This window comes from Deltaproteobacteria bacterium HGW-Deltaproteobacteria-18, from assembly GCA_002841885.1.
GTDB lineage: Bacteria > Desulfobacterota > Desulfovibrionia > Desulfovibrionales > Desulfomicrobiaceae > Desulfomicrobium.
Genome location: PHBE01000003.1, coordinates 1 through 15,729 on the forward strand (window position 1 = coordinate 1; position 15,729 = coordinate 15,729).

The 15,729-nt window shown below is 58.8% G+C and carries 14 protein-coding genes; 8 read left to right on the top strand and 6 right to left on the bottom strand.

Going from position 1 to position 15,729, the window contains the following annotated elements; all coding sequences use genetic code 11:
* The coding region (locus CVU60_03365) for an aldehyde ferredoxin oxidoreductase (GenBank protein PKN42843.1) at positions 1–228 on the bottom strand (228 nt) is incomplete at its 3' end.
* A 199-nt stretch (positions 229–427) separates the two neighbouring features.
* Here CVU60_03365 and CVU60_03370 point away from each other — a divergent pair.
* A complete protein-coding gene (locus CVU60_03370; GenBank protein PKN42844.1) occupies positions 428–943 on the top strand; it encodes a hypothetical protein in 516 nt (171 codons plus the stop codon).
* Positions 940–1,716: a septal ring lytic transglycosylase RlpA family lipoprotein gene (locus CVU60_03375; GenBank protein ID PKN42845.1), complete on the top strand. Its 777-nt coding sequence runs from the start codon at positions 940–942 to the stop codon at positions 1,714–1,716. The genes CVU60_03370 and CVU60_03375 overlap by 4 nt, the downstream gene beginning before the upstream one ends.
* On the opposite strand, the gene CVU60_03380 is transcribed toward CVU60_03375, so the two are convergent.
* Entirely contained in the window at positions 1,703–1,996 is a 294-nt protein-coding gene (locus CVU60_03380; protein ID PKN42846.1) for an integration host factor subunit alpha, read from the bottom strand. The genes CVU60_03375 and CVU60_03380 overlap by 14 nt on opposite strands.
* 179 nt (positions 1,997–2,175) lie before the next feature.
* On the opposite strand from CVU60_03380, the gene CVU60_03385 reads away from it, so the two are divergent.
* From CVU60_03385 to malQ, 6 genes are all read left to right on the top strand, one after another.
* Positions 2,176–3,213 carry a radical SAM protein gene (locus CVU60_03385; protein PKN42847.1) on the top strand — a complete coding sequence of 346 codons (1,038 nt, stop codon included), beginning with the start codon at positions 2,176–2,178 and terminating at the stop codon, positions 3,211–3,213.
* Positions 3,210–4,535: a 30S ribosomal protein S12 methylthiotransferase RimO gene (rimO, locus tag CVU60_03390; GenBank protein PKN42848.1), complete on the top strand. Its 1,326-nt coding sequence runs from the start codon at positions 3,210–3,212 to the stop codon at positions 4,533–4,535. Before CVU60_03385 ends, rimO begins: the two co-directional genes overlap by 4 nt.
* 159 nt (positions 4,536–4,694) lie before the next feature.
* Positions 4,695–6,476 (top strand): 30S ribosomal protein S1, encoded by a 1,782-nt coding sequence (locus CVU60_03395; protein ID PKN42849.1) that lies wholly within the window; start codon positions 4,695–4,697, stop codon positions 6,474–6,476.
* An 89-nt stretch (positions 6,477–6,565) separates the two neighbouring features.
* Complete coding sequence (locus CVU60_03400; protein ID PKN42850.1) at positions 6,566–7,648, top strand: aminofutalosine synthase MqnE; 1,083 nt, start codon at positions 6,566–6,568, stop codon at positions 7,646–7,648.
* A 404-nt stretch (positions 7,649–8,052) separates the two neighbouring features.
* Entirely contained in the window at positions 8,053–9,954 is a 1,902-nt protein-coding gene (locus CVU60_03405) for a 1,4-alpha-glucan branching enzyme (protein PKN42851.1), read from the top strand.
* Positions 9,951–11,459 (top strand): 4-alpha-glucanotransferase, encoded by a 1,509-nt coding sequence (gene malQ / locus CVU60_03410; GenBank protein ID PKN42852.1) that lies wholly within the window; start codon positions 9,951–9,953, stop codon positions 11,457–11,459. The genes CVU60_03405 and malQ overlap by 4 nt, the downstream gene beginning before the upstream one ends.
* A gap of 79 nt (positions 11,460–11,538) precedes the next feature.
* Here malQ and CVU60_03415 read toward each other — a convergent pair whose 3' ends face one another.
* The 4 genes from CVU60_03415 to CVU60_03430 all read right to left on the bottom strand — a co-directional run bounded on the left by CVU60_03415 (position 11,539) and on the right by CVU60_03430 (position 15,622).
* The gene (locus CVU60_03415) at positions 11,539–11,856 is read right to left on the bottom strand and encodes a sulfite reductase (protein PKN42853.1); all 318 of its coding nucleotides are present in this window, start codon (positions 11,854–11,856) and stop codon (positions 11,539–11,541) included.
* A gap of 399 nt (positions 11,857–12,255) precedes the next feature.
* Positions 12,256–12,474 carry a hypothetical protein gene (locus CVU60_03420; GenBank protein PKN42854.1) on the bottom strand — a complete coding sequence of 73 codons (219 nt, stop codon included), beginning with the start codon at positions 12,472–12,474 and terminating at the stop codon, positions 12,256–12,258.
* A 136-nt stretch (positions 12,475–12,610) separates the two neighbouring features.
* Entirely contained in the window at positions 12,611–14,041 is a 1,431-nt protein-coding gene (locus CVU60_03425) for a cardiolipin synthase (GenBank protein PKN42855.1), read from the bottom strand.
* A 42-nt stretch (positions 14,042–14,083) separates the two neighbouring features.
* A complete protein-coding gene (locus CVU60_03430; GenBank protein PKN42856.1) occupies positions 14,084–15,622 on the bottom strand; it encodes a histidine kinase in 1,539 nt (512 codons plus the stop codon).
* Between the last annotated feature and the right edge of the window lie 107 nt (positions 15,623–15,729).

The window sequence follows — 15,729 nt, forward strand, 5'->3', positions numbered from 1 at the left end:
GGGCGACTTGGCACCGACGGAGATGCGGCCGGAGTTGGCAGCATTGGTCGGGGCGAGCACGCCGGCCGCGAAAATCAGCTTGTTTTCGGCGGAAAGCGGGTGACAGTTTGCCGGGACTTCCTTATTGACCACTCTTGAGGTCAGGGCGCGACCTCCCAGACCGGCCAACTCGCCGAGTTCCTCAAACTTGAAGCTCTTGGTCCTGGTATTGATGCGTAGGATTTTCATGAAGACTCCTTGAAGGTTGAGCGCATTTGCGCGTGTTGAACTTGCTTTTATAGGCATGATAGCAGACAGTCTTCATGGAAAGTCAAGAAAAAAGGGGGTTTGTGTCATGGAAGGCATAACTTGTGCTGCATCGAATCGACTGGTTCTTACAATTCCTGAAACTTCCGCCAGGATCTGGCACGGCTTGCTGAGACGAGGTGTGGGCGTATTTCTGGAACAGGCGGTCAGTGTGCGTGATTTCATGACCGAGATTCTCGGCATGGATTTGCAGTATGCGACCAACAGCGTGCCGGGGCTTTTTCTGAACAACGCGCCCGTTGATGAATGGCGCGAGGAGCTTGTCGGCGACGGTGACGAATTGGGCATGAGCGGGACCATGCCGGGCCTTTGCGGTATCGCCCTGCGCCGGTCGAGTCCCATCCGGGCCTTTCGCCCCGATCTGGTCAGCCGACATGACGATGAGAAAAGCAAGGGTGGCGTGGCCGTGGTCAAGATGTTCAATTTCGTGGCGCTGGACTGCTTCAAGCCGGTCCTGAAGCGCGGGGTTGTGGTCTCTGCCCAGTCTGTGCTCCAATACGTGGACGATCAGGAGATCGACCTTGGCGAGTGCAATTGCGAATGGAACGAATCCTCCGCCACTCCCTCCGAGGTTCGTGAAATTCTGGCCGGAGCCTGCGAAGATATTACCCTTGTCGTAAGGATGAACGCTGAATGATCCCGGGTATGTTGAGGGGACACAGTATTTGCGGATGGCTGGGCGCGTTGCTGGTCATCGCGCTATTGTGTGCAGGCCTGAGCGGATGCGGTTCGAAGTATGTCCCCGGAATCAGCATTCCCCCGGCCCCGTCAAAGAAGACCCCGCCACCCGCGTCCACGGGCAAGGGGGGAACATACAAGCCCTACACGGTGCTCGGGCAGACCTATTATCCGCTGGGATCCGCAGACGGATACTCCGAGACAGGGGTCGCCTCCTGGTACGGTTCGGATTTTCACGGCAAGAAAACCGCCAACGGCGAGCGCTACGACATGTACCAGATGACGGCCGCGCATCGTATCCTGCCCATGCATACGCGTCTGGTGGTCAGGAACCTGGACAACGGGCGCACGACCGAAGTGCGGGTAAACGACCGCGGGCCGTTCGTGGGCAACCGCATCATCGATCTGTCCTATGCGGCGGCGAGCGTGCTGGGCGTTGTCGGTCCGGGCACGGCGCGGGTCAGTTTGCAGACCATTGCCGGGCAGCGCATTCAGTACGTCGGGCCTTTTTATGTGCAGTATGGGGCGTTCGTGGTCGAGGAAAATGCGCGCAGACTCAAATCACGTCTTGTTTCCCGTGGTTATGCGGGCACCAGGGTTGCGAAAGGCGAGTTGCACGGCACTACGTTCTGGCGGGTGCAGGTCGGGGCTTTCTCCAGCCTGGGCGAAGCGGAATCGATGCGGCTGCGCTTGACCAAAGAAAGCCCGGGGTGCTTTATTATTGCGGATTAAGCTCGGCTCGCAGCTTGCGCGAAATGCGGAAGACGACAACCTTGCGCTCGGACAGGATTATGGATTCACTGGTCTGGGGGTTGCGGCCCTTGCGCGCATCTTTTTCGTAGGCTTCGAACTTGCCGAATCCGCTGATGAGAAGGGAGTGGTCTTTTTTGACCGCTTCCTTCATAATGTCGAGCATGGTTTCAACCTGCGCCTTGACCTCGGCACGGTTTCGCTCCGACTTTTCGTAAATGTTGTCGACAATTTCTGCTTTTGTCAGCGTACTGTTGCTCATCAGTCCTCCTGGTCCGGGAAACTCCCGGATGACGGTATGTCTATCTTCCTGAAATAAAAGCGTTTTTTGGAAGAATGGTCGTAAGTTGCCGCTTGAAATGATTATTCTTAAATGTGCAATATCCAACGTGGGTTTTTTTTTCAAGCCTAACAGCTTGTTTTTTTTTCTTTTTGGCCAATATGACAAAAATTTTGAGGCATCGTTTTTCCCACCCCGAACCGCTGCAAGAAAGGCTCAGGCTTCTCCCGGTTTTTCTGCCTTTTGCCGGTTGTCCCAGTCGTTGCGTTTTCTGCGATCAGCATGCCCAGACCGGACTTGAGAATATCCGCCTTGAAGATGCCCTGGGGGATTTGCGCGAGCGCCTGGCCCGGGAAGAGGGGCGCTCTTTCGGGCTGGGTTTTTTCGGAGGCACTTTCACGGGCCTTGGGCGTGTCTGGCAGGAACGTTTTCTGGGGCTCGCGGCGGATTTTACGGGACCTGGCGGTCTGGTCCATCTGCGCGTCTCCACGCGCCCCGACCGGGTGGACCCCGAATCCCTCAGATGGCTGCGAGCCAGCGGCGTGTCCATGATCGAGCTTGGCGTGCAGACGTTTTCCTCCTCAGTGCTGGAGGCGAGCGGGAGGGGCTATGACGGGGCTGTGGCCGAAAGGGCCTGCGCCATGGTCCGGGAGGCCGGCCTTGAGCTTGGCATTCAGCTCCTGCCCGGACTGCCGGGACATGACGCTCCCTTGTGGCGGGAGGATGTGCGCAAGGCCCTGGCCCTGGCTCCGGATGTGGTGCGCATCTATCCGTGCGTGGTGGTGCGGGGTACGGGCCTTGCGGACATGCTCCTTCGGGGTGAATACGCGCCCTGGCCGCTGGATGTGGCCGTGGAAGAGAGCGGCCGGGCCCTGCTGGAGTTCTGGAAGGCGGGAGTGCGGGTCATCCGCCTGGGCCTTGCCGGAGAACCTGGACTGCTCGAACGCCTCGTGGCCGGCCCCTGGCATCCGGCTTTTGGCAACATGGCACGCTCCCTGGCATTGAGGCTATTGCTGGAGGAAAGACTCGCCGGTCTGACCGGGCGGGTGACGAAGATTTTTCTGCCCTCACGCCTTGGCGGCGAGCTTTGGGGGCATGGCCGGGTCAATGCCGAGGCGCTGGCCCGGCTTGGCATCGTTAGGGAAAATGTAAATTTCTGGTCCGAGACGGACATTGCCCTGGAATTGGAGGAACAATGAAACAAGTGCATATACATACCATCAGCCTGGGCTGCCCCAAGAATCAGGTGGACACGGAGTGGATGCTGGGCGGGTTCGGCTCGTCTTTCGTCAACGCCGCCGAGCCCGAGGGCGCGGACGTGGTGCTGATCAACACCTGCGGCTTCATCGAGCCCGCTGTCAGCGAGTCCCTTCAGGTTATTCTCGACATGGCGCAGCGCCTGGCCGACCTCGATCCCCGGCCCAGCCTCGTGGTCACGGGTTGTCTGGTCTCTCGTTACGGGCAGGACCTGCGCGGCGAGTTGCCGGAAGTGGATCTTTTTTTGGAAATCGGTCGCCAAAGGGAACTTGGTCAGCGCTTGCGGGAGCTTGCGGCGCAGCGGGAGGACGTGCATCCGGGGCTTGAGTCCGCTCTTGGCGGATTCACGGCAGCGCGGCTTCTGACCACGCCCCAGAGCTTTGCCTACCTCAAGATCGCCGAAGGGTGCGACAACCGCTGTCGTTTCTGCACCATCCCCTCCATTCGTGGGCCGCTGGTCAGCCGCGACGAGGCGTTGATTCTCGACGATGCGCGGCGTTGCCTGGACCAGGGACGCAAGGAGCTGGTGCTCATCGCCCAGGACGTGACCGCCTATGGTCGGGACCGGGGGCAAAAGGCCTTGCGAGGCCTGCTTGAAAAGCTTGCGCCTCTGAAAGGGCTCGAGTGGATGCGCCTCATGTATCTTTACCCGGCCGGGCTCGACGGCGAATTGCTGCGTTTTCTTTCCGAGCTGGGCAAGCCCTTCATTCCCTATTTCGACATTCCCCTGCAGCACGCCCATCCGGACATCCTGGCTTCCATGGGGCGTCCTTTTCAGCGCGATCCCCGGGCTGTTGTGGAGCAGGTCCGCGAATTTTTCCCCGAAGCGGCGCTGCGCACGACCTTCATAGTCGGCTACCCCGGAGAAACCGAGGAACGTTTTCTGGCGCTGGAGTCGTTTGTTCGCGAGGCGCGCTTCATGCACCTGGGAGTTTTTCCCTACTACGCCGAGGATGGGTCCGAAGCGGCGCTTCTGCCGGATCAGCTGCCCGACGAGGTCAAGGAAGAGCGCCGGGACCGCATCATGCAAATGCAGGTCGAAATCAGCGAGGACCTGCTCGCCGGATTCGAGGGCCAGGAGCTTGACGTACTGGTGGACCGGGCTCATGAAGAGTGGCCGGGACTTTACGAAGGCCGGGCCTGGTTCCAGGCTCCCGAGGTGGACGGAATCACCTATGTCAGCGGCGAGATGGTTGCGCCCGGCAAGATGGTCCGGGCCGTAATTGAGGAGGTCAAGACGTATGATTTGGTGGCCCTGGCGTAAGTACCGGCAGGGGCATAAAGTGCATTTGCCGCCAAATTAATTTTTGATCTCGGTGTATTATGTGCAATAAAAGGATATTTTTCCGGAGATTATTCTGGTTGTCAAGGTAGATTCACTCTGCTAGGACTGCCCAAATTTATTTTGTTAGGGGGTAAACATATGAACAACACTCAAACCACGCCAGAGTCCATGAATGATTTCGACATGGAGATGGATTTTGAGTCTCAACTCGAGAACTATCTCAACTCCGATTTCGGTGACATCGAAGAGGGAGTGATCGTTTCGGGCGAGGTCGTGAAGATTGATGACAGCTACATTCTCGTGGATGTCAATTTCAAGTCCGAGGGTCAGATTCCACTCGATGAGTTCATGGAAAACGGCCAGGTGACGGTAAAAGTTGGCGACACAGTCGACGTATATGTTGTCCGCAAAAATGAGCGTGAAGGCTCCATCGTCCTGTCCAGGGAAAAAGCCAAGCGCATGCAGGTCCTGGACGAACTGGAAAAACTGCTCGACTCCGGCGATGTCGTGGTCGGCCGCATCGTGCGCCGCATCAAGGGCGGTTATGTTGTTGAAATCAAGGGAATCGAGGCCTTCCTGCCCGGCTCCCACGTCGATCTGCGTCCGGTTCCGGACATGGACGCGCTGGTCAACCAGGATTTCGAATTTCGCGTGCTGAAGATCAATCGCCGCCGCAGCAACGTTATTGTTTCCCGTCGTGTGCTTCTTGAGGAAGATCGTGACCGCAAGCGCGGCGAATTGCTGACCACCCTCGAAGAGGGCCAGTCCGTCAGCGGCGTGGTCAAGAACATCACCGAATACGGCGTGTTCATCGACCTCGGCGGTCTCGACGGCCTGCTGCACATCACCGACATGTCCTGGAAGCGCATCAAGCATCCCAAGGAAATGGTCCAGCTGGGCGACGAGCTGACCCTGAAGGTTCTTTCCTTCGACAAGGACGAAAAGAAGGTTTCCCTTGGTCTGAAGCAGCTGGTCATGGACCCCTGGGCCAATATCTCCGAAAAATACCCCGAGGGCTACAAGCTCGCCGGCAAGGTCACCAACCTGGTTGACTACGGTGCGTTCGTGGAGCTGGAAGCCGGCGTTGAGGGCCTTGTGCACATCTCCGAGATGTCCTGGACCCGCAAGCTGCGTCATCCCTCCCAGATGGTCCGCCCCGGCGACGAAGTGGATGTCATCATCCTCGGCGTCGACGTGGACCGCAAGCGCATCTCCCTCGGCATGAAGCAGGTCGCTCCCAATCCCTGGGATCTGGTGGCCGAGAAGTACCCCGAGGGCACCATCCTTGAAGCCAGCGTCAAGAACATCACCGAATTCGGTCTGTTCATCGGCATCGAGGACGGCATCGACGGCCTCATTCACGTGTCCGACCTGTCCTGGACCAAGAAGATCCGTCACCCCAACGAACTCTACAAGGTGGGCGACGTTGTCCGGGCCAAGGTTCTGACCGTGGACAAGGAGAACGAGAAGTTCACCCTGGGTATCAAGCAGCTGGCCGACGATCCGTGGCTGGACGTGCCCAACCGCTACCCTGTGGGCACCATGCTGACCGGAACCATCACTAACATCACGGATTTCGGTCTGTTTGTTGAGGTCGAGGAAGGCATCGAAGGTCTGGTTCACGTCAGCGAAATGAGCAAGAAGAAGATCAAGAGCCCCAAGGAAGCCTTCAACGAAGGCGACTCCATCGAGGCCAAGGTCATCCACGTCAGCGCCGACGAGCGCCGTCTGGGCCTGTCCCTCAAGGCTCAGGAGCCTGAGCGCAAGCGCACTGGCGGGGCCGGTGAATTCCGCACCACCCAGAGCGGTTCCATGACCGGCAGCAACCTCGGCGACATGATCCGTCAGAAGATGGAAGAGAATGCCGAAAACGGTGTCGAGACCGACGTCGAGACCGAAGCCGGGACCGAAGAAGAATAGCCTGACGGCAGCTTCGTGCCCGTTATCCCAGTATGACGCGAGGCTGCATCCGTAAGGGTGCGGCCTCGTTTTTTTTAAGGACCCTGAAGATGATTGAAAGCAGACTCGACAGTGCCGCCAAAAAGCGGCTGGCCACGTTGAAGGCAGGAGAGCGCATAGAGCCGGAGTTCGCCCTGGAGATTGCCCGCAATGCCTCGGTGCACGAGCTGGGCGAGGCGGCCCTGAAGCAGCGCCGGGCACGGCATGGCGACAAGGCCTATTACGTCTACAACCAGCACCTGAACTATACCAACGTGTGCCGCAATCAGTGCCGCTTCTGCGCATTTTTCAAGAAGGCCGGGGAGGAAGGGGGATACACCTACTCGCTTGAAGAGGCCAGAAAGCGCCTCACGGACCGCCTCCATGAGCCCATCCGCGAGATCCACATCACAGGCGGCCTGAATCCGGACCTGCCTTATCAGTACTACCTCGACCTTTTGGCCCTGTGCAAGGAAGTGCGGCCCCAGGCCGTGGTCAAGGCCTTCACCGCCGTGGAGGTAGCCCACTTCGCCGACACCCTGGGCACGGACGAGGTCACCGTGCTTCGCGAGATGAAGGCCGTGGGTCTGGACGCCTTGCCCGGTGGTGGAGCCGAGGTCTTTTCTCCTGCCATGCGCGAGCAGTTGTGTCCGGAAAAGGTCACCGCCGATCGCTGGCTGTACATTCACGGGCTGGCCCACGATATGGGCATGAAGACCAATTCCACCATGCTTTTCGGGCACATCGAATCATGGGAAGACCGCATCCATCACATGGAACGCCTGCGTGCCGCAGAGGACGAAAAGCCCGGTTTCATCGTCTTCATCCCCCTGGCCTATCAGCCGCAGAACAACGCTCTGAGTGCTGCTGGCCCCACGGGCGAGGAATACCTGCGCACCATTTCCGTGGCGCGTCTCTTTCTGGACAATATTCCGCACATCAAGGCCTACTGGGCGTTTTCCGGCATCAAGGCCGCACAGATGGCGCTGTGGGCCGGAGCTGATGATTTCGACGGCACCATCGTGGAAGAGAAGATCGGGCATGCGGCTGGTGCCGACTCGCCCAAGGGCATGACCATCTCCGAACTGGTCGAGACCATCGCCGCCACGGGCTTTACCCCGGTGGAGCGGGATACGTTCTTTCACGAACTATAGGGTCCTGCCCGGTTGCCGCCGCTGACTGGGCCGGGAGCGTGAGCGGCGTTTTTCCTTGACTTTTTTGGTCAAGATATGGTTGTGAAAAGTTCCACATACGAATTTCTGGGACACGTTACGAGGAGGGAGTCATGCTGGGTGAGCTTTTTGGGAACATGCTGCACAGTACGGTGCAGGGCTTCATCGGGGTCATCGGGATTTTTACGTATCTTGCGGCCATAGTCATCGCCGCGATTTACCGCATCAAGGAAGGCATGAAGGAAGGCCATCATTAGAATAGCTTCCTTGCTGGATTTTTTAAGCGCGGCTTTGACCGCGCTTTTTTTATGTCCAATCCCCATCCGCCCTTGCCAATAGACCTCTCTCTTCCCTATCGTGACATCCAGAATCATCGGAGGTTATTCATGGATGCACGGCACAGTCTCGGCGATCTCGACACATATCTCTTCAAGCAGGGGCGGCATACCCGCCTTTATGAGCATTTTGGCGCACACCCCGAATCCTTGGGCCCGAAATCGGCGGGAACACGTTTCGTGGTCTGGGCACCCAATGCCTCTTTCGTCTCGGTAATCGGGGACTTCAATGCCTGGGACCGCGCTGCTGCGCCCATGAGCATGCGCGCGGACAGCTCCGGAGTGTGGGAATGCTTCGTGCCCGAGGCGCGGCATGGTCAACGTTACAAATACTATCTTTCCTGGCCCGGCGGAGAAGGGGAGCGGGCAGATCCCTTTGCCCTTTTTTGCGAGGAACCGCCGGCCACGGGTTCCATTATCTGGGATCTGGACTACGTCTGGGAGGACGGGGACTGGATGCAGACCAGGTTTGAACGCAACGCGCTTGACAGCCCATGGAGCATTTACGAGCTGCATCTTGGCTCCTGGCGGCGCGACGAGCACGGGAATTTCATCGGCTATCGCCGCATGGCTCACGATCTGGCGGCTTACGTCAAGGATGCGGGTTTCACCCACGTGGAAATCATGCCCGTGGCGGAGCATCCCTTTTATGGCTCCTGGGGATATCAGAGCACGGGGTATTTTGCGCCCTCCAGCCGTTACGGCTGTCCGCAGGATTTTCGATACATGGTCGATGTCCTGCACCGCGAGGGGATCGGAGTCATCCTTGACTGGGTGCCTGGGCATTTCCCTACGGATGTTCACGGACTGGCCAACTTCGATGGGACGGCTCTGTTCGAGCACGCGGATCCGCGGCAGGGTTTTCACCCGGAATGGAAGAGCGCCATCTTCAACTACGGCCGCTACGAGGTGGCCGGATTTCTCATCTGCAACGCCATGTACTGGATTCGCGAATTCCACCTCGACGGATTGCGCGTCGATGGAGTGGCTTCGATGTTGTACCTGGATTATTCGCGCCCGCATGACGAATGGGTTCCCAACCGCTACGGAGGGCGCGAGAATCTGGCCGCCATCGAGCTACTGCAGGAACTCAACAAGGCCATCTACGAGGAATTCCCCGACGTGCAGACCATCGCCGAGGAATCCACCTCCTGGCCCATGGTGTCAAAGCCCGTCTATCTGGGCGGTCTGGGTTTCGGACTCAAGTGGAACATGGGCTGGATGAACGACTCGCTGACGTACATGGAGCTTGATCCGATCTTCCGCAAATTCCACCACAACCTGCTCACCTTTGCCTTGTGGTACGCCTACTCCGAAAATTTTGTCCTGCCGCTTTCCCACGACGAGGTCGTCTACGGAAAGAAGTCGCTGCTGTCGAAGATGCCGGGGGATTACTGGCAGAAGATGGCCGGGCTGCGGGCCCTGTTCGGGTACATGTATGGGTTGCCGGGCAAAAAGCTGCTCTTCATGGGGGCGGAATTCGGCCAATGGCGGGAGTGGAACCATGATCTCTCTTTGGATTGGGATCTGCTGAATTTTCCAGCCCATGACGGAATCCGCGCCTGGGTCCGGGACCTGAACCGGGTTTATCGGGAATGCGGAGCCCTGCATGAGCTTGACTTCAGCCCGGAGGGGTTCGCCTGGGAGAACTGCAATGATTCCGACCAAAGCGTGCTGAGCTTTTTCCGCAAGGACAAGGAGGGGCGGGCGGTCCTGGTGGTCTGCAACTTTACCCCGGTGCCACGCGAGAACTATGCCGTGGGTGTGGACACGGGCGGCACATGGCGCGAGCTCCTCAATTCCGACAGCAGCATCTACGGAGGCAGCGGGGCGGGCAACATGGGGCAGGTCCGGGCCGAGCCCATTCCCGTTCACGGTTTCGCCTACTCCGTGAATCTGCTCCTTCCCCCCTTGAGCGTGCTCTTTTTCCAGTCGGCGGAGGGTGGCGAATGAATCTTGCGCGAAGATGCGGGGTGTTGCTGCATGTCTCATCCCTGCCAAATCGGCACGGGGTTGGTGATTTTGGTCCCCGCGCTCATGAATTCATCGATTTCCTGGCCGACGGCGGACAGGCAGTGTGGCAGATGCTTCCCCTTGCGCCCATCAACGCCGGAGCGGGCAATTCTCCGTACAGCAGCTACTCGGCCTTTGCCGGGAACACGCTTTTCATAAGCCCCGAGCTGCTGGTGCGCCAGGGGCTTCTCCGGCCCAGGGACGTGGAATCGCCGCCCGTCTTTCCCCTGGATCGGGTGGACTACGGGGCGGCGGCAGCATGGCGGGAGAAAATCCTGGAGCAGGCCTTTGACAATGCGTTTCCCGGCTTGCGCGCGGACTCGGGCTTTGCCGCCTTCTGCCGCAAAGCGAACTTTTGGCTTGACGACTACTGCCTGTTCGCTGCTCTGAAGCGCGAGCACAGAGGGGCGCCATGGCTGAGCTGGCCGCGCGGACTGCGTCTGCGTGAGCCTGGCGCTCTGGAGCTGGCCCGCGAACGGCTGGGATACGACATCCTGCGGGAACGGTATTTTCAGTACCTGTTCAGCCTGCACTGGGAAAATCTGCGCGATTACGCCGACACGCGCGGGGTGTCCCTGCTTGGGGATGTGCCCATCTATGTCAGCCTCGACAGCAGTGACGTCTGGGCTCACCGGGAGCTGTTCGAGCTCGACCGTGAAGGCCGGCCCATCTATTGTGCCGGCGCTCCTCCGGATTATTTTTCCGAGACCGGGCAGATGTGGGGCAACCCCGTCTATGACTGGGCTTTTCAGGAAAAGGACGGTTTTTCATGGTGGGCCAACCGGCTGCGGCACGAGAATGATCGCTTCAGCATGATCCGGCTCGATCATTTCCGGGGTTTTTGCGGATTCTGGCAGGTACCGGCCTGTGAGCCCACCGCGGAAAACGGGCTCTGGATTCCCGGTCCGGGAGCCCGTTTTTTCAACGCAATGAAGGCGCGCGTGTCGGACTTGTCCATCCTGGCCGAGGACCTGGGCGTCATCACCGAAGACGTGGTTGAACTCATGAGCGAGTTCGGATTTCCGGGAATGAAGATTCTGCAATTCGCATTTTCGTCGGACATGGGGAAGAACGCCTACATTCCGCACAACATCCCCGTGCAAAGCGCGGTCTACACCGGCACTCACGACAATAGCACCATTCGGGGCTGGTTTTCAGACGAGCTCGATGATGAGGGGCGGGACCGTTTTAGCGCCTACGCGGGACGTCATGTTCATGCGGACAACGCGGCGGATGCCTTGATCCGAATGGCGCTCGGTAGCGTGGCCGCCCTCTGCATCATTCCCATGCAGGATTATCTGAATCTTGGTGCGGACGGACGGATGAACATGCCGGGAGTTGCGGGGGGCAATTGGGGATGGCGCCTGCGGCCGGATATGGTCACGAAGGGACTGGCTGAAAGAATGCAGTTTCTGGCTGGGATTTACGGGCGTACAGGAGGTTGATCCGTGCGTGTCGGACTCGCCAAGAAAAGCATAAAAAAAACCCTGCGTGAGCAGGGCTTTTTTTGGAAAAACAGCTGAATTAAACGCAGCCGGTGGGCTTGGGCAGGCCGGCCATTTTGCAGGCGCCTTTGCCGGGGCCGGAGGGGAAAAGTTCGTAGATCTGCTTCAGCTTGTAGCCGGTGGACTTGGAAAGAATACGGACCATGGGGGCAATACCGTTCTTCTTGTAGTAGTCCTGCAGGAAGTCGAGGATCTGCTGGTGAGCTTCAGTGATTTCGGAAATGCCTTCGCTCTCCTTGACGTATTCAGCCCATTCCGGACCCCAGTCTTCAAACTTCAGCAGAAAACCGTCTTCATCGATCTCGAAACTTTTACCCTTGAATTCGATCATTGCCATGCTCAATTCCTCCTTAGATGTTGTTCCTCAAAATTTTTCCTTCCGGAAAAAGAGTTTGCAAAGACTCCCCCTATGGGGAAGGACTATTTTTGTCAATCAGAGTCGGCATCCTTCCCCGTCAAGTCAACACTAGCGGCCTCTTTAGCAGATAGGGGACTACACTTCAACAGGAAAGACGAAAGTACACCCGGCTGACGACTACTTGAAATCCCGGATAATTATCTGTTCCTTGCGCATTCTGCACCACGTGGGGCGCTCGTCTTCCTCGGCGATGGGACGCTGGCTTGGAGGACCGACATTGCAGACACGTTGACCTTCCACATAGCTCAGTAACGGACAATTCGCGCATTTGGTCACGACGAAAATCATTTTTTTTCCGTGGTTTATGAAGTTTACGCCCTAGACGTCGGCGGGCAGGGGAATTTCATGACAGTACTCGTCCCACTCCGCGCAGGCCAAGCCCACCGGCTGTTCAAAACTGGCCTGACAATGGGCGCACAGTATCTTGATGTTTGCATCGTTTCCGAACGCTTCCTGCATGGCCTCTTTTGTGTGCTGCGCCTCGGTGCGATGTCCGCACTCGGGACAGGTGGCGGATACGGTGAATTCCTTGTTCACGGAGCTTCTCCTCTTGATTGTGAATCTTTATTGGGAATGGACTATCCATAAGTACTCGCGGCGTGCGCGTCAAAGTCAAATCCGGTCGCAGTCCAAAGGTCTGTCGCAAGGGGCGCGTCCACCATGCGTTGGCAGGCTAAAGATACGGGGAGAAGAGCCAGAAAAAGGCGTCCCGCAACCGCACTGGCAGTGAGCGTCCTCGGAGTTCCTGAAGGGTCACCGGACGGCTCCTGGCCATGATGGTGTCGAAATGCCGCGTCAGCTGGATGGCCAGGTGCTGGTCCAGGACCTCCAGGGTCAGCTCGAAATTGAGGCGCAGGCTGCGGCTGTCCAGGTTTGCTGAACCAAGGTGCACGTAACAGCCGTCCACGAGCATGAGCTTGGTGTGATCGAAGGGCGCGGGCTGCAAGGAGACGCTGATTCCGGCGCGCAGCAGCTCTGCGAGGATGTGGCTGCAGGCCCAGTGCACGAAGGGGATGTTGTTGCGGCCCGGCAGCAGGATTTCGACCGTGACTCCGCGATACCGGGCCGACTTCAGGGCGCTCAGGAACGTGCTCGGTGGGAGAAAGTACGGGGTCATGATCCTGATGCTCGACGTGGCCGCGGAGATGATCCCGGTGAGCAGTGTCTTCAGATAATCGTCTTCGAGATTGGGTCCGTCTACAACGGTGCGGCACAGGCAGTCGCCGGTCGGTTCGGTGAAGAGGACGGGCGGATGGATGCGTTCCTTGGTCGCGAAAAGCCAGTCATCGACAAAGGTGTCCTGCAACAGGTTGGCCACCGGCCCGTGCACGATGAAATGCAGATCCTTGACCGGCCAGGGCGGTTTTGCCTCGAGCACATGCTTCTGGCTTATGTTCATTCCGCCGGTAAACCCCAGGCTGCCGTCGATGACCAGGACCTTGCGGTGATTGCGCAGGTTGAAGTGCAGGTCGGGGGGAAAGAGGCGGGGCGGGATGAAGAGGGCGGTTGGCACGCCTTTTTTTGCGAGCAGCCGGGAGGCCAAGGGCCAGGAATACTTCTCGCCTACCCCGTCGATGAGTACCCGCACGTCCACCCCGCGATGCACGGCCCGGGCCAGGGCGTCGACGAACTTGAGGCCAAGGCTGTCGGTGTCGAGGATGTAGGTGGTCAGATAAATGCTGTGCCTGGCGTCTTCCATGGCCCGCAGCATGACCGGATAGGCTTCGTCTCCGTTGAACAGAGGCTCCACGCAGTTGCCCCCGACCAGTTCCGTACCCAGAATGTTGTGCCCGACGCGCTCCAGGCGCTGGAATGCGTGGTGCAAAACCGTTGGGTTGATGGCCGCGCTCGGGTACGACGGGACGTCCGGGGGGACGTTGTCGGACAGGGCGTCGACCTCCTTGCGCATGCGCGAGGCGCTGCGCCGGACCCGGTTCACGCCGAAGAGGATGTACAGGATGGGGCCGGCCAGGGGAAAAGTCAGGCATACGCCGATCCAGCCCAGAGCCGAGCGGGAGTCGCTTTTGCGCAGCAGCGCATGACCGGCCGCGCCCAGCGCCAGGGCGGCCAGGAGCAGCAGGCCGAGCCAGTTCAGGACGTGCATGCCCCGCTCACCAGTGGCGGCAGGGCAAGGCCGCCGCGTGCGTCATTCATGCGCATCCTCTTTTCTGGCCGGGAGTTTTGGCGCGGTGCACTCCAGCGGGTCCCCCAGGCAGGAATTGAAGATGTCCAGGATGGCCTTGTCCAGATAGGATTCCTCCTTGTAGGTCAGGAAGGCGGAGTTGAAGGCCTTGGTCACGGCCGTGATCTTGCGATAGGCAAGGTCGAGCCCTTCGCAGTAGGCGTGCAGGGAAGAGGCGGCGGCTGTCCATGTCTCCCTGGCGTTTTCGGGCAGGGCTCTTGCTGCCTCGTCCAGGCTTTCGATCTCTTCCCGGATGCCGTCCTTGGCGTTGACGATGTGCATGAGGTGCGTGTTCAGATAGTGGCACATGCCCCCGGCGGCGTTTCTGAGCACCCGGTTGCGCTGGTCTTCCATGGCCTGGGTGATGTTGTGCGCGATGCCTTCGTAGTAGAGCAGGTATCCGGATTCATCGTTCTTGGCCCGGGCAGTGATGGCCACCTCGATGGATCTTCCGTCCTTGAGGCGGAAACGGACGTGCTTGTCCGTGACGAACCCCTCTTCATTGATCTGGGCCAGCAGATCGGCGCGTTCGGACAGGTTTTCGTAAAAATTCCTGAGGTTGCTGGCCAGGGCCTCTTCGCGGCTGGAAAAGCCCAGCATCTGGATGCCGGCCTCGTTGATGTCGATGAAGGTCCCGTCCGGAGTCACGGAGTAGGCCATGTCCTTGGTGCTCTGGAAAAAGTCGCGATATTTTTCCTCGCTGCGGGTCAGGGCGTCCAGCGCCTCCTTTTGCTCGGTGATGTCACGGATGACGTGATCGAGGCGGCGGATGGACCTGGTGGTGCAGTAGACCAGATGTCCTTCATCGTGGACCCACTTGATACGCCCGTTGCTGCTGATGATGCGGTACTGCATTTCCCCGAACTCGTCGTCCACCAGGGCGCGGTAGTATTTGCTCACAGCTTCCCGGTCTTCGGGGTGGACGAAATGCATGAGCTGCATTTCACCGGCGTTGAAGGCGCGCCTGGGGATTCCGTAGAGGGCCTCTGCCGCGGGGTTGATGGCCAGGATTGAATGGTCCGTGGGGGAGATGGACACGACCACGTCGTTCAGGGCGTGCAGGATGCTCTCCAGGCGGTCCTTCAGACGCTGCAGTTCGATGCGGGTTTTGCGGCGCTCGGTTATGTCCGTGATGGCGGCGAGAATGGCCGGCGCGCCTCCGCAATCGACCACGGTAAGCTTCATCTCCAGGATGGCGTCTTCCCCGGGCCTTGAGATGGAAAATTCGATCCGGTCCGAGAGATCGGAGGTGTAGAGCTTATCGACGCAGTGCCGAACGACGCGATCCCGGTCGTCAGGAATGACGAAATCCGCAAACGGTCTGCCCAACAGTCCTTTCAGTTCGGCGCCGACGATTTCACAGAACGCCCCGTTGGTGAAGATGATGTTGCCCTCGCGCAGAATGACCACACCGTCGTTGATGTGTCTGACAATGCCCTGGTAGTCGATGCTTTCCCGACAGACATTCAGCAAATTCGCTTCTTCGAAACAAGATCCGTTCATACCCCGTGCTCCTGATGCCCGGCGGGCGTATTATTTTAGGTTGCCGCCGTTGCTGTTACAATATGCATTTTGGCCTTGGGAGGGCCAGTGATTTTTTAAGGCGTCGT